Genomic DNA, 20,923 nt, shown 5'->3' on the forward strand with positions numbered 1-20,923 from the left:
TTCTGAATTATCCGGGTTTTTGGCTTTTTCGGTATTCTATTTTATCGTACTTCAACTTGAAGTGCGGAATGTGGGTTGGATATGAGTCGGCTGCCTTACGACAGTTAGAGGATGGAACCCAAACGATACAGCCTCGACCAGATATGCCCTCTGTACCCAACGGCATTCACCAGGATGTGATTTTTTACTTGGCAAGTCACAAAGATCCGAGTTATAACAGCCAGCAACGGTTAGAATCGAATTTTTTCCGTATAGGTGGAGAGTTCCCAACGCTATCTGTCAAAGCTCGACCCTACCTACAGGAAAACGATATTATTGGCGGAATTGAGATTGATGTTTGTACCGTTGCTAGTGGTGAAAAGCTGCTCAAAGATCCCTCCGTTTTGGAAAATATCCGAGATCATCAGCATGGGCGAGTGAAAGTGGGGGAGATGGAAGCCATCGGATTTGCTACAGCCTGTCAAAGAATGCGGCGAGATTGGCTGGTGATCCGAGGGGTTTCTGACTTTGGTGATGCTGACAAGAGCGATGTATTTCATTCGTTGGCATCTCAGACTGTGGCAACTGTTTTGGCTGACTTTCTTCAATATGGTCTTGATTTACCGCCTTCAGATACCCTCAGTCAAAGTAGTTTGAAGGAAGAGTTCCTGAATGCCTCAAAAGGCTTGTTGAACTGGAAGCGGACACTCGGTGACAACCAACAGATTACTCGTCCTGAGCTACAGCAACTGACCGATCGCATTGAAACAGAAACTTTTTCTAGCACCATTGTTCTGGGTGAGCCGGGCTGTGGAAAATCGGCCCTAATGGCAACTCTGGGACATTGGGCGGTAGAAGCAAAATATGTGCTGCTGGCAATTAAAGCTGACTATCTCAGCAATACAGTTAACACAATTGAAGATTTACAGCAGGATATTCAGATAAGCAGGCATCCACAAGAAGCGGTTAAAGCAATCGCCAATACAGAGAAAGTTATTCTCTTGATAGACCAACTCGATGCTGTTTCGGAATTACTCGATCGTCAACCCGGACGATTGAATATTTTGCTGTCATTCATCCAATCCCTATCTAAAACTAAAAATGTTCACATTGTGGCGACTTGCCGCGAATTCGAGTTTCGTCACGGCACTCAATTTGCTCGTCTGGATTGTTTTCAACGGTTAGATATTCAGTTACCAACATGGGAACAGATATCTCCAATTTGGGAAAAAGAGAAGCACAATCCGCACAGTATGGGAGAACCCTTGCGGCAACTGCTGCGAAATCCATTTCATTTGAAAATTTTCCTAGAAATTGCTAAACCAGGTGAAATTTTTGAGTCTTTTCCAAATCTGCTGGATCAGTTGTGGAAAAAACGTATTTTTGAGGAGCCTGAAGCCGCACAATCTATTGCTTTTCTGACGAAACTGGCTGAACGTATGACTCACGAAGAAGTCCTGTGGCTGCCGGCCGCAATTGCTGATGAGAGTCCTGAAATCTGTCGTAGTCTGGAGCAATCGGGAATTTTGATTAGTAACCAGGACAACTCAACGCTTGGTTTCTGCCATCAAACTTTATACGACCATACACTGGCTCGTTCTTTTGCCCGTGACTCCAAATCGCTTGCTGACTTGGTATTGGAGCGCCAGGATGGTCTTTTCATTCGACCGATTTTGCTGAGGAACCTCAACTATTTGCGTGGCACAGCCTGCCAGAAGTACCAAGGAGAAATACAAGCTTTACTCAACACCTCCAAACAACAAGTTAGATCGCATATTCGTACCTTGGTGATCGAGTTTGTCGGGGCACAGTCTAATCCCGATCCCGTTGAGGCAGGGCTGCTCGTTCCCTTGCTGAATTCAGAAATAGAGGCAATCAAGGTTTTAGATTCAATGATGGGAAGTCCAGGTTGGTTTAGAACGTTGCGTGATCGCCCCGAATTCCTAGAGTGGTTAGAGAAACGAGTAGAGCAAGCAGTTTACTGTTGTCCCATCCTGGCGACAGCAGCAAGTTTCGCCGCCGAAGATGTCTGGAGTTTGTTAGAGGAATATTGGTTGAACGATCGAACCTATGACTTTTTAAGCATTCGAGTGCTATTCAATATTGGTCACTGGACTCCCGAAAGGGTTTGGTTGACGCAACAGGTTATACAACGTTCAAATATTGATTGGAATAATGTCGCCGCGATCGCTGAAAGAATTGCTGACACTCTACCCAGCCATGCTGCAAGGGTTATTCACGCCCATTTAGAGCAGCGGTTGGCACAGGCGATCTCTGAGAGCCAAATCTCTCCACCTGAATTACCGCCTGATGCTGATCAAGTACAACGTGATGTTCATGAATACCAGTATGACCCAAGAAGGCCTCTGGAGCATTTACTAAAAAGCGAAAGAGATTTCTATGAATTGGAGAAATTTGCTCAAGCCAATCCAAAAGCTTTTCTAGAGGCAATCTGGTGGTGGTTCACGAATTTGGTCGATCGGATTTCAAGAGAGTTCAACCTTAATAGCACAAGCTATCGTGAAGATTTTTTAGTCAGCCTAGATCGCTATCCTGGAAAAATAATTGAAGCACTGCTGTCAGCTATTTTAGAATGGGCTCAGCAAGATAGACAAGCTTTTTTGACGTTTGTCACTCAAAATCTGCAATCAGATTTACTGCTTGTTCATAGATTGCTTGCTCGTGGATTGGAAAAGATAGCCAGTCAAGAACCACAATTCATCTTGAATTATCTGGTGAGCGATGAAAGACGTTTATGTCTGGGAGATAGCATAGACGGAAATCACTGTGATACAAAACGCCTTATTTCTTCTATTTGTCCACACCTATCACCTGATGACAGAGAAAAAATCGAAAATGCCATTCATCAATTTGATTACTACCATCCCTGGGAGAATTGTGAACCTGACGATCGATTCCATCTTTTGCAATACAACCGTATATATCGGCTTCAACTCTTACTTGCATTTCCTGATGAATGTTTGAGTCCTGCAGGCAAGAGGCTTAGAGATGAAGAAATTTGTGCTTTTCCTTCGGAAGTTGCAGAAGATCGATACCCAACTGTGACCGCAGCTCAAATTGTCGGACCACGCATGACTAAAGAGGAAATGAGCCGCGCCAGCGATTCGGAATTACTGAATCTGTTTGATGAATTATCCGACCAAACTAGGTGGGATCGTTCCCTGTCGGTATGGGCCAAAGATATCTCAAGGGGTGGAGGTGCCATTGAACAATCATCTGAATTTGGTAAGCTTGTCAAGAACGATCCCGATCGCTTTCTGCGGATTTTACCTCAACTTCAGTCACAGCGCCATGAAAGTTATGCGGGAAATGCCATAGTTAATCTTTCAGAAATAGAGTTTCCACCTAGCGAATTGATTCAACTTGTCGAAGAACTTAATCAACATGGCTTTAGTTCGGAATATTTTCGTGATGATGCTGCCCGTGCGCTGGAAAAAATCGCAGAGCGCAATCAAGGATTGCCATCACCAGTCCTAGCCGTTCTAGAAAGTTGGCTACCTACGCATACCAAACCAGAATTGGAGTATTACCAGAGCAAAGATGAGCATCACTCCGATTTAAAATCACCCATCATATTCGGTTTGGGAGGCTCTCGTATCTTACCCGGTGGTCGAGGCAATATTGTACGAGCGATCGCTGAGGGATATCTCAGGCACAATCCTCCCGATTTAGAAGGTTGGGAAAAATTTATCCGATCGCAACTCGGTGTAGAACCTCATCCAGCAGTATGGATCGATATATTAAGGCTAATGCCGCCACTTTTGAATGGCGATCGCGCCGAGATAACCAAACTTTTCAATCGAGTTATTCGTAATTGTCCAGAAGTCCTTCAGTATGCTTGGGCGCTCTATTTTATTGCACATACAGTTGGATGGTTTGAGCCAAAAGAAACGGTACAAAGTTGGCTGGAAATGCTTCGGGATAATGACTCCAACTTTTCTCAGCAAGCCTATGGTGAATTTCTACTAATTCAATACCTTCAATATCAGGATGAATGGTCAGTTGAGAGGATTCGCCATCACCTTGCCACTCAAGACAATGAAGCAATTCTTTGCGGACTCGCTCACGCAGCAAGTCATTTGTGGAGTCAAACAAGATGTCGGGCGATCGCAGCCAAGATTCTTTATACCCTTGCCTCTTCGTCTAACACGTCTATTCAGCACGCTGTAGCAAGCGTTTTCCGCTGGAGTCGCGATCGCTTTAAACTGAATCCTGGAATGTTGGAGATCGTTGAAGCAATCTGCAAGAACCAGGGCGCACTTTTGGCAGCCGCCGACGATCTAATTGAAATTATTGAAACAGAGAAATTAGTGGACAACAATCCTAAGATTGTGGTTACAGTTTGTCAGAGTTTGATTAGCATTTTTGCAGACATCACTAATCCAGCAGCAGCAACAGCATTCATCGCAGAAAGTTTAACGACAATTGCCATTCAACTACATCGTCAGCCCCTATATCGCGACATTGGTTTACAGATATTCGAGGATCTACTTGCCTTAAATCTCAGAGAAACTCGCTCTGCATTGGAAACACTCGATCGAAAACCCAATCGATTTGGTTTATACATCGCTCCCAGAAGAAGGTTGCGTAGTCGCCGTACCAAGCCAGAGTTAACATGAAACTAGAACAAATCAGCCCTTCAGATGATATTGAACCGCACCATTATCTTCTATCTTCTGCCCGGATCGTAACACGCAAAATTCTCCAAACCAATCAAAGTTCTCCCCTTTCAGGCATAATGTCTGGAAACCCGCATTTCCGATAACGAATGCCCACCATCCTTAGAAAAAATGGCTTCAGAGTCGTGATTTACTTTGACGACCATCTCCCAGCTCACGTTCATGTCATGAATGCCGACAGTGAAGTTAAAATCGATCTAGGCAGTTCAGCAAATCTCCCGCAAATTATTCAACTCAACGGTAAGCGAGGCGATGCTGTCAAAGCACTAGAACTGGTGACTGCTCATCAAAACGAGCTATTAGAAGCATGGAGACAAATTCATGGAGAAACTTGAATTCACAGAAGGAGCACTTAAAGAACAACTCGATCGCGCCGAAGTTGCCGCCATCCTTGCCAATGCCACCGAACCCCGCGCCCGTTCAGCCTACTACGATCGCACCTCCGGCAATATCGTCATTCACCTCAAAGATGGTTCCACCTTCATGTTCCCCCATCACCTGGGACAAGGGCTAGCCAACGCCACCCCAGATGACCTCGCCGCCGTAGAAGTAACCCCGTCTGGTATAGGCTTACATTGGGAAACCCTCGATGTCGATTTAACTGTCCCATCTCTCCTCCGAGGCATTTACGGCACTAAAACCTGGATGGAACAACTCCACCAGCAACAAATTGTTGCCTAGCCCGGTTTCCGTCAAAGCACGAATCATTGACCTTAACCAAAGACAAAATGACAGAAGACCCTATCCTGAAAGTCTGGCTGCTAGAATACGACAAACTCAAAGCCGAACAAACCCAGCGGATTGGTTTCCGAGACAACCTCCTCTACGTCACCTTGGGTTTGTTCGGTACAATCGTTTCCTTTGCAGCTTCCAACTCCGCCAACTACTACGCCTTTCTCATCCTCCCCTGGGCTTCCTTGATTCTCGGCTGGACTTACCTAGTAAACGATGAAAAGATAAGTGCGATCGGGCGCTACATTCGGCTTACCTTGGTCGAAAAGGTGAAAGAAAAGACCGGACACGCAGACGTAGAATCTCTATTTGGTTGGGAAATTGCCCATCGGAGCGATCGCCGCCGATCGCGCCGCAAAATCGAGCAACTTATTGTTGATGAAATTACCTTCGTCCTGTCAGGAATCATTACCCTGATTTCCTTCTGGGCCTTAGTACCTGGCACACCTTTAGCTATCAATATTTTGGGTGGGGTTGAGCTACTCCTGCTGCTGATCTTGGGTTGGGAAATCATCGTCTACGCTGACTTGGCACAGGGGCGATAAATCCATAGACTGGCGATCGCTGCAAATCTTAGAGAAATTGCAGCAAAAAGTCCAGATGCCTTGTAAAGCCCGCTTAGAAGTCTCCGGGATTCGTAAAGGTTCTGACAGCATTATTCAAGCCAGAGTTAACATAAAATTAGAACAAATCCGCCCTTCAGATGACGTAGCTCCTGGCTATGTATCTGTAATTGAGTTCGGTACTCCCAAAGCACGGATCGTCAACAAATGCAGACCGTAGAAGCCCTTCACCATGAAGCAATGGAACTGGTCGATCGAGCAGTTTTAGCCCGTCAGTGCGGTGATATCGACCAAGTGACTGCACTCACCAGAGCCGCCTTTGCGAAAGAACGGGCGGCAGCGGATTTAGTAGCAAACGAATGGGATTTTGAGCCTACTCGTTCTATACTGCATCGGAGCGCCGCCGTACTTGCCATTGAGTGTACCCAACTCCGGGAAGCAGAACGGCTGATTGGACGCGCCCTGGCAGGCAACCCTCCCACGGACATTGCGGATGAACTGCGTGACCTGCTTATAGAAGAAATTTACTCGCAGCGCCAAGCTATTGGAGCTTAATTTATTTAAGCGTTAGCTGACAGGAAAGGAATACTTTCGGCTAAGTTATCCTTAACTTCAATTCCCTGTTTTCTCGCCCAAAACTGGCTCAAAAAGTGAATTTGCCGCAAGCCGACAACTAAATTTAAACCTGGTACAAAAATCCACCAAACTGTTAGGGGTTCTTTGATTCCTTCTTGGCGGTACAATTCATTAACTGTGTTGTAAAGTTTGAACTGCACAATGTAAATCCAAGCAATACCGAGCAAGGAAAACCAACCAAACCATCCGGGAACGTCAGGATCGAATATCCGCAAAGCTTGGGGGACGGCTACTCCTAAAACAAAAGGAAGCAAGCAAAGAGTTCCCGACCAACCCGTGCCGTTATAGCGACGCAATTCTTCTTGAATAATCCATTTATACCATCCGTAATATAGCAGCAAGCTGACTCCAGACAGCAAAATTACTCGCCACAAAGAGCGGGGTTTACCTAAAGGTTTGGCGGACATATTTAGATGTAAGATATGAATTGCTATCTTGATTATATTAACATTTGTTAATTATTGCAAAATCATTTCTCGAATCGATCGCGCTGTTGCAGGGGCCAGCAGAACACCGTTGCGATAGTGGCCGCTGGCGATGAGAACATGGTCGTTACCGGGAAGCGTCTCGATAATTGGGGCCGGCCGCCCTTCCGGCCGCGGGCGCAATCCAGACCATTTCCTGATAATTTCAGCTTCTGCTAAGGCCGGACAAAGTGATCTCGCCCTCGCCATCACTTGCGCCAACATATCAGCATTCGCCTGAATTTCCCCGCCATTTCCTGAAAACTCCACCGTCGCCCCCACCCAAAATTCCTGATTTCCCACAGGCACAATGTGAACATCATCGCAAGTAATTACCGGGCTAAAATCTGGGTTTCCTACAGGATTGGGCGCCAGCAAATGCAGCGCTTGTCCCAACACCGGGCGAATGTCAACCAACTGATTTAACGATGCAGTCACAGCAGCAGAACCCAAACCAGCGCACACAATTAGTCGATCGAAATTTTCAGCAACAGGCAAGATGCCTGTTCCACAAGACTTATTGACAGTAATGGAAGATGGGAGTTGAATCCCAGACACCTGAGAATTCAAGTCAGTAATGCCTTGAACTTCCACTCCAAACTCAAAATTAACTCCTTTGAGTTTAGCAGCCTCAACCAAAGCCAAAGTTAGCGCCGTCGGATCGACTTGCCGGTCTTGAGGGGAATAAATCGCAGCAATAATCTGATCGTTTAAATAAAGATGAGGGCAGCGAGATCGCACTCGTTCCCGATGCCAAAGTTCCAATTGCCAACCTTGAGACTCGCGAGTTCCTATCAACTTTTCCCACTTACTTAAATCCTCTCCCTCCGAACAAAGCATTAAAATTCCTTGTTTGTTAAAAGGAATTTTTCGCCCCGTAACTGCTTCCAATTCTGGAATCAAAGTTTCGTAGCGCTGAAGGCTGGTTTCCCTCAACTGCCAATTTCTGCCCTTAGTTTTGTGGCTAATAACTCCCATCAAAACACCGAGTGCAGCGCCAGTAGAACCTTGTGCCGGCGGCTGTTTGTCGAACACAGTAACTTTCAGTTCGGGAAATTGACTTAGTTCAAAGGCGATCGAAGCCCCAACAATACCGCAACCAATAATTGCAACGCGAACCATTCAATTTTAGATTTTAGATTTTAGATTTTAGATTTTAAATTAACTGCTTCCTAGGTTTTGTCCATATAAACCTTTTTCGGACGGGCAAGATGCCCGCCCCACAAGAAAACTAATTCTTTCTTTGTGGAACAGGCCGAAAAGCCTGTTTTTGACCATGATACGCCCCACAAGAAAACTAATTCTTTCTTTGTGGAACAGGCCGAAAAGCCTGTTCGTGACGGGCAAGATGCCCGCCCCACAAGAAAACTAATTCTTTCTTGGTGGAACAGGCCGAAAAGCCTGTTCTTGACCATGATACGCCCCACAAGAAAACTGATTCTTTCTTTGTGGAACAGGCCGAAAAGCCTGTTCTTGACCATGATACAAGATGTGAGTTAAAGCTAATTAAGCTTTAGGAATTAGCTGCAAGAAGGTATCAAAATCATTGACAGCTTTTTGATAGCTGGCCGTGACTTTTGCATAGTCAAGGTCTTTAGCAGCAAGATCGATGTTAACCAAATCGGTAAACAAACTCTTAGTTAAATCAACAGCTTGTTTTTGAGAACTAGGCAACAAACTCCCAGAGACGGTTTTCATGGTGTTCCGCAAGTCGCCTAGAGGCCCGTGAATGTAAGTTCTGGTATCAATCCAATTCCGTTTTTGAATTAGGGTTCCCAGGTTGTCCATGCGCGATCGGAACTCTGTCAGGGTAGGAACATAGCGCTGAATTTGCTGGATCTGGGCTGCTGTGTATGTCGTTGGAACTTTTGCTTCGACACTACTGCAACTAACCAGAAATGCCATCAAAAACGCCATCATCAAGGCAAAAATTGAACGGGGACGAGTCATGTCGATTTTAGATTTTAGATTTTAGATTTTAGATTGCTCGTTGCCAGCGGGCACAGGGCGGGTACGGGGTTGCTCGTGTTCGTTCCAAGGCTCTGCCTGGAAACGCAGATGCTTTGGCTCTGCTTCGCTGACCTAGCACCGAGAGTTATGTACAAAATATTATTTTACCTCCTGGCGGCGCAGAAAAGTGATCGCAGCATCGCCAACTTTTTCTGACCAATGTTCTTGAGGATAATGCCCCGCTTGTTCCAGTGTGACTAACTCTGCATTTTGCATGGAACCGACTAGCTTTTGAACAGGTTCAACACTCAGCCAAGGATCGGTCAAACCCCACACAAATAAAGTTGGTCGAGTCCATCCTTTCAAGCCGGATTCAATTTCGGCCATTGACTGCGGCAATTGAATATTGCGGACTGTATTCATCAGCGATCGACCTGCATCCGAACTCTTCAAAAACGGGCGGCGGTAAACATCTAAATCTTTGTCGGATATTGTCTGGCGGCTGCCGCCTTCGAGAGTTCTGTCAACCAAAAGCGGGTCTTGCGTCATCATGTCGCCAATAAAAGGCAGCCCCAACTGCTGCATTTTCCAAGGCAACTTGATATCTGCTGAAACTGGTGTATTGATGACGGCTAGACGCTCAATTTTATCGGGATTGCGTAAAGCGTATTGAATGCCGGCTGAAGCTAAAAATCCTTGGACAACGAGGTAAAATCGGTCTAATTCTATAGCTTGAATAAAGCCAGCGAGGGCGTCAACAAAAGCATCGGGAGTGTAGGCAAAGTCGCGCTTGTCTGGTTTTGTCGATCGCCCGTAACCCACCCAATCGGGGGCGATCGATCTAAATCCCTGTGCAGCCAAATCCGGCATCATTACAGTCCAGGTAAAACTCTGGGATGGCAAACCGTGCAGCAGCAGTACGGGCGGTTTACCAGTTTCGTTAACCGGATTTGTTTCCCGATAAAACCATTGCAGCGGGCCTACTTCAACTATCTTCTCATCAATTGACATTATTTTATATCAAATCCGTTAGCATCTGAATAGGAAATTCGAGTTCACTGTTGACTGTTGACTGTTCACTGTCAACCGTCAACCGTCAACCGTCAACCGTCAACATCATTCCCGTGTTACCGGAAATGATATTATTTATCAAACAATAAGGCGGGTATTCCCCGCCCTACTTACCTAATAGTTGGGTTCGCACATAGTACCTTACCCAACTAATTACAGCCGCGCTTAGAAATTCATTTCAGCAGCTTGAACTTTTTCGACCTGTTTCTTCTTGAGAACCAGCATGATTTGAGCCAGCATGGTTATAGCCACGAAAGCCATCAATCCTTTAACTCGACCTGCACTTTGCAGAACAATCTCCACGTCTTTTTGACCGAAGCCGCCCACATTAGGATTGTTCGTCAAAAGTTCGCCGGCTGCAACTGTTTGTCCTTCAGTAACAATCAGTTCTGGGCCTGCGGGAATCGTATCAACAACCGCTGCACCTTCGGCAGGTTGAATTGTCACTTGATAACCGCCATCTTCCGGTTGAGCAATCTTAGAAATGGTGCCAGCTACCGAAGCATTATAAACAGTATTATTGCTCTTTTCGCCAGTAGGATAAACCTGACCGCGACCGCGGTTGCCTCCGACATAAATTTGGTATTTGCCGTAGTGAACCGACTTGTCAGTTTCTGGATTCGGCGACAAAACTGGGAATACCAATTCTTTGTACTGTTCTCCCGGTACGGGGCCCACTAAAACAATATTTTCTTGGGTTTCGCTGTAAGGTTGGAAGTAAAGATCGCCGACTTTTTCCTTCATTTCTTCGGGAATTCTGTCAGCGGGAGCAATCTTGAAACCTTCGGGCAACATCACAACTGCACCGACATTCAAGCCGCTTTTGCTGCCGTCGCCGCCAACTTGTTGCACGCTAGTATCGTAGGGAATCTTGACAATAGCTTCAAAAACCGTATCTGGCAAAACAGATTGCGGTACTTCAACTTGAGTCGGTTTTGCACCGAGGTGACAGTTAGCGCAAACAATGCGGCCTGTTGCTTCGCGGGGAGTAGCGGGTGCTGTTTGCTGAGCCCAGAAAGGGTAAGCAAATGCTGCTTGGGGAAGTGCGATGTCGCTGGTGAGGAAAAATCCTGCAGCTACGATCGCAATTAAGGCAGTTTTCGCGATCGTCCTGGCACTGCGGCGAAATATCGCAGATAAATTAGTTTGTGGCATTAGAGTATTCAATCTCAAAGGTCAGACAATTTAGTCATTGGTCATTGGTCATTGGTCATTGGTCATTGGTCATTGGTCATTGGTCATTGGTCATTGGTCATTGGTCATTGGTCATTAGTTATTGGTTATTGGAACTAACTACTAACGGCTGGCTACTAACTACTGACTGCTGACTAATGACTAATAACTATGACCACCAAGGTGCTTCGCCGGTGCGGAAATCAGTTTCTTTCCAAGTTGTAAAAGCGATCTTGTCATCTGCGACAGTGGCGTGGGCCAGGGCCAGAGACAAAGGCGCTGGGCCGCGCACCACTTTGCCCTCATTGTTGTATTGAGAACCGTGGCAAGGACAGATAAACTTGTTTTCGCTAACATTCCAAGGCACAACGCAACCCAAGTGAGTGCAGACTGCATTGATGCCGTAGTCGGCGATAGATAAGTCTTCTTTCACCACAACATAGGTGGGGTCGCCTTTGAGACCTTGGGCTAAGGTACGATCGCCCGCAGGGTGCGAAGTCAAATATTCGCTAACGATGATGTCGTTACCCAAAGCATCTTTAGCTGTCACTCCGCCCCCAACTGCCCCACTCGACGGAGGAACAAAATATTGGACAACGGGATAGAGTGCGCCCAGTGCCACACCTGTGACTGTACCGAACGTCAGCAAATTCATAAATTGGCGACGCCCCATATCGGGAACATCGGGATTTCCAGCAGAAGATTGAGCCATGACCTGCCTTTACGGTTTTAAGTTACGTTTGTTTGTTAGCTGTTAGCGAACCTGTACGTGCAGAGGAAGGAGGATAATTGCCGTTAATCTGCTCGCACAAATTTTAGGCCGCGAAAATTCCTTTTAAGAATGCGCCTTCCAGCCTTTATTAGAGTATTATTACATTTTTTGAACTTTGTCTTTTATTGTTTAATGGATTAACTCAGGAGCAACCATGACGGGCAAGGATTTACACCAGCTACTCCTAGAAAAATGGGGAAAGTCTTACGATATCAGATTGCGGCGGACGCGGGGCAAGATTTTTGTGCAAGTTATGTGGAAATATCTAGAACAGGCATCTTTTCCGATGACGGAGGCTGATTATTTCGAGCATTTGGATGCGGTGGCCAATTACCTCAACGGCTGGGGGAGCACTGAACAGGTGAGAGAATATATCGTAACTACTCGCGATCGCCCGCGCTTGGGTAAAGCTGTCAGCGTTCCCCTAGATTTGGGTGAAAGAGCCTCGGAGTGGTTGCTAGACGAGTTTTGAATCAGTCAGTCGATTTTAGATTTTAGATTTTAGATTTTAGATTGACCTTCATCATCCACGATACCCGCCACGTGATTCATTCCAACGCGCAAACTCAGGACCGAGAAATAAAAAACCTGTATCCGATGAAACTTGCCGAACGTATTTATCTCGCGCAAGTCAATGCTTCAATCTAAAATCTAAAATCTAAAATCTAAAATCGATTGACTCCACAGCCGGGCTCTGGGGGAGTTCCCTAAAGTTTTGTGTCGCGCCGCGGCTGGATGAGTTGAGCCCAAAGTCCCGAAAATCGATCGGCGAGCTTGTCATACGACTTGCCGCTGGTGAGAAACTAAGCTGTGGCGCATCTAATTTGCACAGTTGTTTTGATTCAAAGTCTTGTGTGGCGGGCTTTGCTGCGCGCGCCCTGCTGTGGGATTTAAATGCTGCAACAGTTTCTGGGGCTTTTTTAGGGGCTTTTTAAATTTTGGGCGATCGTCCTTCATGCTTACCAAAATCATCGGAACCAATTTCTGTCAACAATTTCACCTACAATGAGTGTCAGATATCTTGTGAAATTTAGGAGAATGTTGTAATGGGTGTTGCACTGGGAATGGTTGAAGTCTTAGGATTTCCCGCTGCAGTAGAAGTTGCGGACTCAATGGTGAAAGCAGCCCGTGTTACTTTAGTTCGCTATGAGAAAATAACCCGCGCCTACTGGACAATTATAGTGCGAGGAGATGTTTCTGAAGTGCAAGCAGCCGTTGCTGCTGGAATTGAATCAGTTAAAAAGGTAGATGGCGGAAAGTTGCTATCGTATCACATAATTGCTCGTCCCCACGAGAATCTGGATTACGTTTTGCCGATCGGCTATACTCCCGAAGTAGAACAGTTCCGAATGTAGTCAAAGTTTTGACAAAACTTTGGTGTTGAATTTTAACTTTTAGTAATTATAGAGGCGCGGGCGATCGCGTCTCTATAATTTTGGGGCTAATTCATATTAAATCCGGTAGCATCGGATCGGCCCAGATCCCCCCTAGCCCCCCTTAAGAAGGGGGGGACAAGAGTCACATCAAAGTCAACCCCTACTCCCCTTCTTAAGGGGGATTTAGGGGGATCTGGACTCGAATAAAAGCGATATTCCTCATGGGTTTTAGGCGATTGTTGTCACCTATCGATCGATGCAGACCATACAATCAACCAGTAATGAAATCACGGGCAGGAATGATAGAAGCACTCGAAACTCCCTTCAGAATCCCTATAGGGTTAATGGCTCCAACCTGACGAATCTCGGTATCTAAACCATTATTAATCGACCCAAAAGTGATGTCTGCAAACGGAGCGCGAGAACGTACCAACAGTTTATCTTCACCTGGTTTGAAGTCAGCAATCGTATCTGTCCCCCCACCGTTCCAAAGCCTAAACTTGTCAGCCCCTCTGCCACCAACGAGATAGTCATCGCCACTGAAGCCAAACAATAAGTCGTCGCCCCTCTCGCCAATCAGCGTTTCGCTGCCGCCTCCACCAAGCAGAGTATCGTTATACCTAGAACCTATCGCTACTTCGATGCCGGAGAGCGAGTCTATGCCGCCCTCCCCGTCGGAAGCCCGACCTAACCCCGATCCGTCACCGATAGCCCCCAACTGGAGATAGACGCCAGTTCCTCCAAAACGGTAAGATACTGTGTCGATGCCATCCCCGCCATTGAGCAAGTCATTCCCAGCACGACCCGACAAAGAGTCATTACCGCGCCCACCGAATAGCGTTTCATTGTCGCTCCCGCCAACTAAGGTGTCGTCGAAGTTAGAACCTATAACAACTTCAATGCCAGAGAGCCAGTCTACGCCAGAGGGGACTATGTTGTATTGAGTGCCCAATCCATCGGTAGTCCTACCAAACCCAGACCCGTCGCCGACTGGCCCCAACTGGAGATTGATACCAGTTGTCGCACTCGTGTACGATACTGTGTCGATGCCATCCCCGCCATTGAGCGAGTCATTGCCAGCCCCGCCATTGAGCGAGTCATTGCCAGCCCCGCCATTGAGCAAGTCATTGCCAACCTCGCCATTGAGCAAGTCATTGCCATCGCCGCCATTGAGAGTGTCATTGCCGTACCCGCCATTGAGAGTGTCATTGCCAACCTTGCCATCGAGATAGTCATCGCCAAACCTGCTAAAGAACGTTTCGCTGATGTCTCCGCCAATGAGAGTATCGTTATAGTCAGTACTGAGCACACTTTCAATGCCGGAGAGCGAGTCTATGCCACCCTGCCCGTCGGAAGCCCGACCTAACCCCAAATGGAGGTTGACGCCAGTTGTTGCAAAAATAAAAGATACTAGGTCGCTGCCATCGCCACCATTGAGCAAGTCATTGCCAACGTCGCTAATGAGAGTGTCATTGCCATCGCCGCCATTGAGCAAGTCATTGCCCGCGCCGCCATAGAGTTCGTCATTGCCAACCTCGCCATTGAGCAAGTCATTGCCATCGCCGCTATAGAGATCGTCATTGCCATCGCCACCATAGAGTTCGTCATTGCCAACCTCGCCATAGCCATCGTCGCCATAGAGATAGTCATCGCCAAACCCGCCATAGAGAGTATCATTGCCACCCCCGGCCTTGAGATCGTCATTACCATCGTCGCCAAAGAGCCAGTCATTCCCAGCCAGGCCCTTGAGAGCGTCATCCCCAGCCAGGCCATAGATGGTGTCATTGCCAGTAGTGCCATCGATGGTGTCATTGCCAGTAGTGCCAGTTGCCATATATTTAATTTCCGATTGAGATTAAGAAACTGAAACCGTCAAAAAGGTAAAAATCTACAGTGTGGATTTTTCAAGTGAATTTACTAAAAAATCCACTCAGAAAACCAACAAGTCTCCCACTCAAAAAACCAACAAGTCTCCTATCTTAGGCAGTCAGGAAACTCAAAAGATATAGCTAGACTTCAGTGATCCAGGTTGACTCTCTTGCCGAAGTTTTACGTTCTTGTTCAGTAATTTCACTGTGTCGGTATGTTATCTCTAAAGCGAATACTAAGGATCGGCTCGTCCGAAATCTTGATGCAAACCTTAAAAATTTAATCATTAAAATAACTTATGATTGCCAGCGAGAGCACCTAAAAAATAGTGTGAATTTAGGCTAAAAACCTTAGCCCCAGACATAGCACACTAAACTTTGCTAATGCGAATTGGATTTCTTATTGGTAAAACTTATTGAAAAATTGCTAAATCAGCAATGATGCTAATATAAAACAATCAACTTACTCACATATCTCAAAAGCTTAGCTTTACACAATCTTTATAAGCTGCCAGAGGTAAATACTCAATTCGCCCTCAAAATAGCTGAAGCAATGTTTTTAAGAGCAGTTGACAACAATCCCAATCTCGACTAAAAATAGCAGACAATTTTAAAATTCAGATGTTCGGTAACTTTTACATTGTCTGCTATTCTTAATTCTCACCGCCCTAAAAGCTTCACCAAACCAACCCCGCCAAAATACAAGCTCAGCACCGCACCTCCTAAAAGACTTTGCGTTAAAGGGTCAGTAGAAGGCGTTAAAACCGCTCCCAAAACTGCCGCTCCCAAGACTACATACCGCCAGCCGGAGAGCATTTGGTTGGAAGAAACTATGCCCAAAACTCCGAGCAATACTTGGACGATCGGGATTTGAAAAGCTAAGCCGGTGCTGAACATTAACAGCAGCACAAATTTAAAGTATTTGTCGATCGACCACAACTGCTCTACAACATCCGCCCCATAGGTAACAAAGAAGTTGAGCGCCGCCGGAATCAGAGCGATGTAAGCAAATACTAAACCGCCCAAGAATAGGAAACTTGAACCGAAAAACACAGGCCCCAGCAACCTGCGTTCTTTCCGAGTCAAACCGGGGAGAACAAACAGCGCTATCTGGTAAAAAATAAACGGACTGGCGATGAGCAAACCGCTGTATCCGGCTACTTCGATAGAAACAAAGAAATACTCGCCGGGAGCTAGTTGCAGAAATTTGACGGGCCCGGCCGGTACTTCGAGCAGTTGCACGATGGGTTTAACTGTGAAAAAGCAACCGATTACAGCGATTACTACTGCAATTAGCGAGTAGAAAAGTCGCTGACGCAATTCTTCTAAATGGTCGAACAAAGACATTTCAACTTCGTCGGGAAGTTCGTCTAGAAATTCGTTTTCTAAGTTGCGGGAACCCAGAAAACTGTCGGCGATTAGTGCAATGTTATTTTCCGGGATAACTGCTTTGTCTTCTAAGTTACTGACACCCTCGAAATCATCGGCGATGGATGCAATGCTATTTTTAGCTCTAACTTTTTTATCTTCTAAGTTACTGACAGCCTCTAAATCCTCGGCGATTGGTGCAATGCTATTTTCCTCGCTAACTGCTTCGTCTTCTAAGTTACTGACATCCACTAAATCATCGGCGATGGGTTCAATGCTATTTTCCTCGCTAACTGCTTCGTCTTCTAAGTTACTGACATCCACTAAATCATCGGCGATGGGTGCAATGCTATTTTCCTCGCTAACTGCTTCGTCTTCTAAGTTACTGACAGCCTCTAAATCATCGGCGATGGGTGCAATGCTATTTCCCTCGCTAACTGCTTCGTCTTCTAAGTTACTGACATCCACTAAATCATCGGCGATGGGTTCAATGCTATTTTCCCGGCTAACTTGTTCTAGGTTGTTGTCGGAACCTTGTTCGGATGTCTCCAAGTCTGAGGGCACAGTCATAGGTATTGTTGATTTTATTTAGGTTTTACGTTTATTAGTCTTGGGTGCAGGTGGTAGCAGAAATCAGTTTCTGGATTAAGGGCGATCGCTCTTTTTACTTTAAGCCCATTGGTTAGCCATAATTTTTTTTAGCCATCAATCACGAGCGCAATTTTGCCGATCGCGCGGCCCGTTTCGCTGTAAGCGTGGGCTGCTGCTACTTCTTGTAAGCTGTAAGTGCGATCGACAATCGGCTCAACTTTATCTGATTCTATTAACTCCCGCAAAGCCCCTAAATCGCTAGTGTTGGCATTGGCTAAAATAAATTTAGCTTTTTTGCCCGATATTAACCAGCTCGTTAACATCGGTGCGAGGTTGTCGAAACTCGGCAAAGTCGAGATATAAACTCCCTCTGGTTGCAGCACTTTTTCGCATTCAGCAAATGTTCTTGTCCCGACAGCATCCAAGATTATATCATATTTTTCGGGCTGTTGAGTAAAGTCAATTTCTGCGTAATCCAGAACAAAATCCGCTCCCAAACTCTTGACAAATTCTCTATTTTTAGCGCTGCAAACTCCCGTTACTTCCGCATTCATTGCTTTCGCAACTTGCACGGCAAAAGTGCCGACTCCGCCGGAAGCGCCGTTAATCAATACTTTATTTCCTGCTTGAATTTGACCCAAATCCCTGAGCGATTGCAAAGCACTTAAACCTGCGATCGGTACTGCTGCTGCTTCTGCATGAGTGATGTTTTTCGGTTTAAAGGCGGCATCCGATTCTGGCACGGCCGCGTATTCGGCGCAAGCACCTCCATTGATGGGATTTAAGAAAGTATAAACTTCATCCCCGGGTTGAAATTTGGTGACTTCCCGGCCGACTTCCACGACAACTCCAGAGATGTCAGAACCGACTATTCGAGGAAAGTTAAATCCTGTTAATAGTTGCAGGTGTCCTTGTCGGATTTTCCAGTCTACGGGATTGACGCTGCTAGCGCGAACTCGCACTAACAATTCGTTGGATTTGGCGATCGGCTTGGGCAATTCTCGGTATTGCAATTCCTCGGCTGAACCGTAGCGATCGAACGCAACTGCTTTCATGGCAAATTTTCCGGTTTATTTCCAATAGAACACTCAATCCTTTACAATTACAGCACATTCGATCTAAATTTGACACAGGAAATTGATATCATTTCCGGTAACACTCATACATGATGTTTACGGTTGACGGTTGACGGTTGACGGTTGACGCCGTGAACAGTCAACCGTCAACAGTGAACTCGAATTTACTATTCCGATGAAGAGTGGATTTGATATGAGTCACCCTTGTAGCAGCGGGCGATCGACTCTGGGAGACCTCCAGACAATGGGCAGGCGTGAGGCAATGGGTTCGCTGGCAAGCGTGCGATGGCTAGCGATTAAAATTAATAGGCACGGGGCGGGCGATCCCATAACCCTGAGCATAATCTACTCCAATCTCCCGCAATTTTTCTAAGATAGTCTCGTCTTCTACAAACTCAGCTATAGTTTCAAGATTCATCGCATGGGCAATACCATTAAAGCCTTCAACGAGCGCTTGAGAAATCACATTGTGACTAATATTCTTGACAAAAGCACCATCAATTTTTAGATAATCCACTGGTAAATTCATCAGATAAGCAAAGGAACTCAACCCACTGCCAAAATCATCTAAAGCAAAGCAACAGCCAATCTTTTTGAGTTCGCCCATGAAATATCTGGCTTGTTCAAAGTTGGCAATGGCTGCCGTTTCCGTGATTTCAAAACCAATGGTTTGTGGGGGGACTTGGTAGCGAGAAAATTGTTCGATTAAAAACCTCATAAACTGATTGTTACTGATGCTAGCGCCAGATAGATTGATCGTATACAAGCCTTGACTAAGAGCATCTTTATCCGGCAATTTGTGATAGTTCGAGAAAAACTTTTCGATGACCCAACAATCGATTTCTGTTATCAACCCGTAACGCTCGGCGGCGGGAATAAACTGAGCGGGAGATACTATTTTTCCATTTTCGTCCAGCATTCTGAGCAAAATCTCATAATGCTCTACTAATGGTTTAGAAGTAATAGAGACAATCTTTTGGTAGTAGAGACAAAAACGATTGGTTTCCAGCGATCGGCTGATTTGGGCAATCAACTGCCTCTGACCACGTTGTTTAATTAGTTCACTATCATCTAGACTATAAATATGAACACAGTTGCGGCCTCTGGCTTTGGCGGCATAACAAGCTGCATCAGCCGCTCCCAGAAGCTCCATCAAATTTTGGCTGGTTTGGTCAATAGCAACAACTCCAATGCTGACTCCGATGATAAAGGTTTTGCCATTCCAAATAAACCGAAACTGATGCACTATGTCTTTGAGGTTTTCGGCAATCTGGGTTGCTTGAGAGAGCGAACATTGAGTGAGCAAAATACCAAATTCATCACCTCCCAAGCGAGCCAGCATATCATTAGCACGGACTCCCTTTTGAATAAGTGCTGTGATTTGGCGCAGTAGCTCATCGCCAGCAATATGACCTACGGTATCGTTAACGACTTTAAACTGATCTAAATCTAAATAACAGAGAGCGTGCTGCTGATTGCTATCTTTAACAGAGGCGATCGCCTCCACTAGCTGCTGCTCAAATTTTCGACGGTTGATTAACCCCGTCAGGGCATCGTGATTTTCTTCCCAAGAGAGTTGACGGGTGAGATAGCGCGATTCAGTAACATCATGAAAGACCATGACTGCCCCGATAATTTGACCTTCGCGGTCTCGAATAGGTGCTGCCGAGTCAGCAATGGGATACTCGGTTCCATCATGGGAAATCAGAATAGTATTGTTAGCTAAGGTCACAATTCGCTCCTCTAATAGAGCCTTGTTTATAGGATTCTCTACTGGCTCTCGCGTTACTTGATCAACTATTAGGAAGACCGTAGAGAAAGGAACTCCTTGAACCTCATGATTTTTCCAGCCTGTCAGTTGCTCAGCTATAGGATTGAAATATCTCACATTACCTTGGGCATCAGTAGTAATGACCCCATCGCCAATGGATTGCAGTGTCACTTGAGCCAATTCCTTTTCGGCAAAGAGAGACTCTTCGAGACGTTGCCGTTCTTCAATTTCTCTCAAGAGACGTAAATTCTGATTTTGGAGTTTTTGTTGCAGCCTTCCGATAGTTAGGTGGGTTTCGACACGAGCTAATACTTCTTCGACTTGAAATGGCTTAGCAATATAATCTACCCCTCCTGCAGCCAGCCCTTGCACCTTATTAAAAGTTTCATTGAGCGCACTCAAAAAGATTATTGGAATGTCGGCGGTGCGCTCATCAGATTTTAATTTTAGGCAAACTTCATAGCCATCCTGATCGGGCAACTTAATATCTAGTAAGATTAACTCCGTCGATGGCAATTGGGCGGCTCTCAGCGCCATTGCACCTGTCGTGGCACTGCGAACTTTATAACCCTGTGCACTCAAAGTATCCCTGAGCAGACGTAGGTTATCAGGCAGATCGTCAACAATTAAAATATTGCCTCGGTAGTTTGTAGCTCGATCGCTAACCCTATCGCTAGTTCTATGGAGAATCATACTCATTTCCCTAGTTTCCTGCTAGAGGAATATAAACCTATGCACAAATAGTATAGTTTAATTATTCGGTTAAAAAAGTTAGTTTACCCACAAAGAAGTCCTGCGCTCCCGGAGATATGGGGCTGGCAAGGGGGCGCAAC

Annotated in this window: 19 protein-coding genes; 9 read left to right on the top strand and 10 right to left on the bottom strand. The window is 45.8% G+C overall.

Annotated features, from left to right (window positions below):
- Window positions 1-68 precede the first annotated feature (68 nt).
- The 6 genes from QUA16_RS24665 (at window position 69) to QUA16_RS24690 (ending at window position 6,529) form a co-directional block, all read left to right on the top strand.
- Entirely contained in the window at window positions 69-4,619 is a 4,551-nt protein-coding gene (locus QUA16_RS24665; RefSeq protein ID WP_333106554.1) for an nSTAND3 domain-containing NTPase, read from the top strand.
- Window positions 4,620-4,768: 149 nt separating this feature from the next.
- Window positions 4,769-5,014, top strand: coding sequence for a DUF4160 domain-containing protein (locus QUA16_RS24670; protein WP_333106553.1), 246 nt, complete (start codon window positions 4,769-4,771; stop codon window positions 5,012-5,014).
- The gene (locus QUA16_RS24675; RefSeq protein ID WP_333106552.1) at window positions 5,001-5,360 is read left to right on the top strand and encodes a DUF2442 domain-containing protein; all 360 of its coding nucleotides are present in this window, start codon (window positions 5,001-5,003) and stop codon (window positions 5,358-5,360) included. Before QUA16_RS24670 ends, QUA16_RS24675 begins: the two co-directional genes overlap by 14 nt.
- 47 nt (window positions 5,361-5,407) lie before the next feature.
- Entirely contained in the window at window positions 5,408-5,956 is a 549-nt protein-coding gene (locus QUA16_RS24680; protein WP_333106551.1) for a hypothetical protein, read from the top strand.
- A 55-nt stretch (window positions 5,957-6,011) separates the two neighbouring features.
- Window positions 6,012-6,194, top strand: a complete 183-nt coding sequence (locus QUA16_RS24685; RefSeq protein WP_333106550.1) for a hypothetical protein — start codon at window positions 6,012-6,014, stop codon at window positions 6,192-6,194.
- The gene (locus QUA16_RS24690) at window positions 6,182-6,529 is read left to right on the top strand and encodes a hypothetical protein (RefSeq protein WP_333106549.1); all 348 of its coding nucleotides are present in this window, start codon (window positions 6,182-6,184) and stop codon (window positions 6,527-6,529) included. Before QUA16_RS24685 ends, QUA16_RS24690 begins: the two co-directional genes overlap by 13 nt.
- Window positions 6,530-6,534: 5 nt before the next feature.
- On the opposite strand, the gene QUA16_RS24695 is transcribed toward QUA16_RS24690, so the two are convergent.
- Together QUA16_RS24695 and QUA16_RS24700 are read right to left on the bottom strand one after the other, a co-directional pair.
- Window positions 6,535-7,017: a hypothetical protein gene (locus QUA16_RS24695; protein WP_333106548.1), complete on the bottom strand. Its 483-nt coding sequence runs from the start codon at window positions 7,015-7,017 to the stop codon at window positions 6,535-6,537.
- A gap of 51 nt (window positions 7,018-7,068) precedes the next feature.
- Window positions 7,069-8,196 (bottom strand): FAD-dependent oxidoreductase, encoded by a 1,128-nt coding sequence (locus QUA16_RS24700; protein WP_333106547.1) that lies wholly within the window; start codon window positions 8,194-8,196, stop codon window positions 7,069-7,071.
- Between the two features lie 123 nt (window positions 8,197-8,319).
- Here QUA16_RS24700 and QUA16_RS24705 point away from each other — a divergent pair, with 123 nt between their 5' ends.
- Entirely contained in the window at window positions 8,320-8,574 is a 255-nt protein-coding gene (locus QUA16_RS24705; RefSeq protein ID WP_333106546.1) for a hypothetical protein, read from the top strand.
- Between the two features lie 6 nt (window positions 8,575-8,580).
- Here QUA16_RS24705 and psbQ read toward each other — a convergent pair whose 3' ends face one another.
- The 4 genes from psbQ to petC all read right to left on the bottom strand — a co-directional run bounded on the left by psbQ (window position 8,581) and on the right by petC (window position 11,980).
- Window positions 8,581-9,024 (bottom strand): photosystem II protein PsbQ, encoded by a 444-nt coding sequence (psbQ, locus tag QUA16_RS24710; RefSeq protein WP_333106545.1) that lies wholly within the window; start codon window positions 9,022-9,024, stop codon window positions 8,581-8,583.
- 159 nt (window positions 9,025-9,183) lie between these two features.
- The gene (locus QUA16_RS24715) at window positions 9,184-10,035 is read right to left on the bottom strand and encodes an alpha/beta fold hydrolase (protein WP_333106544.1); all 852 of its coding nucleotides are present in this window, start codon (window positions 10,033-10,035) and stop codon (window positions 9,184-9,186) included.
- 225 nt (window positions 10,036-10,260) lie between these two features.
- Entirely contained in the window at window positions 10,261-11,250 is a 990-nt protein-coding gene (gene petA / locus QUA16_RS24720; RefSeq protein ID WP_333106543.1) for a cytochrome f, read from the bottom strand.
- A gap of 187 nt (window positions 11,251-11,437) precedes the next feature.
- Window positions 11,438-11,980, bottom strand: a complete 543-nt coding sequence (gene petC / locus QUA16_RS24725; protein ID WP_190740161.1) for a cytochrome b6-f complex iron-sulfur subunit — start codon at window positions 11,978-11,980, stop codon at window positions 11,438-11,440.
- Window positions 11,981-12,194: 214 nt separating this feature from the next.
- On the opposite strand from petC, the gene QUA16_RS24730 reads away from it, so the two are divergent.
- Window positions 12,195-12,512: a DUF3067 family protein gene (locus QUA16_RS24730; RefSeq protein ID WP_190661639.1), complete on the top strand. Its 318-nt coding sequence runs from the start codon at window positions 12,195-12,197 to the stop codon at window positions 12,510-12,512.
- Window positions 12,513-13,086: 574 nt separating this feature from the next.
- Complete coding sequence (locus QUA16_RS24735; RefSeq protein ID WP_006631236.1) at window positions 13,087-13,395, top strand: carbon dioxide-concentrating mechanism protein CcmK; 309 nt, start codon at window positions 13,087-13,089, stop codon at window positions 13,393-13,395.
- A gap of 292 nt (window positions 13,396-13,687) precedes the next feature.
- On the opposite strand, the gene QUA16_RS24740 is transcribed toward QUA16_RS24735, so the two are convergent.
- The 4 genes from QUA16_RS24740 to QUA16_RS24755 form a co-directional block, all read right to left on the bottom strand.
- Entirely contained in the window at window positions 13,688-15,250 is a 1,563-nt protein-coding gene (locus QUA16_RS24740) for a calcium-binding protein (RefSeq protein WP_333106542.1), read from the bottom strand.
- A 694-nt stretch (window positions 15,251-15,944) separates the two neighbouring features.
- A complete protein-coding gene (gene tatC / locus QUA16_RS24745) occupies window positions 15,945-16,712 on the bottom strand; it encodes a twin-arginine translocase subunit TatC (protein WP_333106556.1) in 768 nt (255 codons plus the stop codon).
- A gap of 638 nt (window positions 16,713-17,350) precedes the next feature.
- On the bottom strand, window positions 17,351-18,298 hold the full coding sequence (locus QUA16_RS24750) for an NAD(P)-dependent alcohol dehydrogenase (protein ID WP_333106541.1): 948 nt from the start codon (window positions 18,296-18,298) through the stop codon (window positions 17,351-17,353).
- Between the two features lie 310 nt (window positions 18,299-18,608).
- Window positions 18,609-20,789, bottom strand: a complete 2,181-nt coding sequence (locus tag QUA16_RS24755) for an EAL domain-containing protein (RefSeq protein WP_333181399.1) — start codon at window positions 20,787-20,789, stop codon at window positions 18,609-18,611.
- Window positions 20,790-20,923: the final 134 nt, after the last annotated feature.

This window comes from Microcoleus sp. S13_C3 (genome assembly GCF_036700905.1).
Classification (GTDB): domain Bacteria; phylum Cyanobacteriota; class Cyanobacteriia; order Cyanobacteriales; family Microcoleaceae; genus Microcoleus.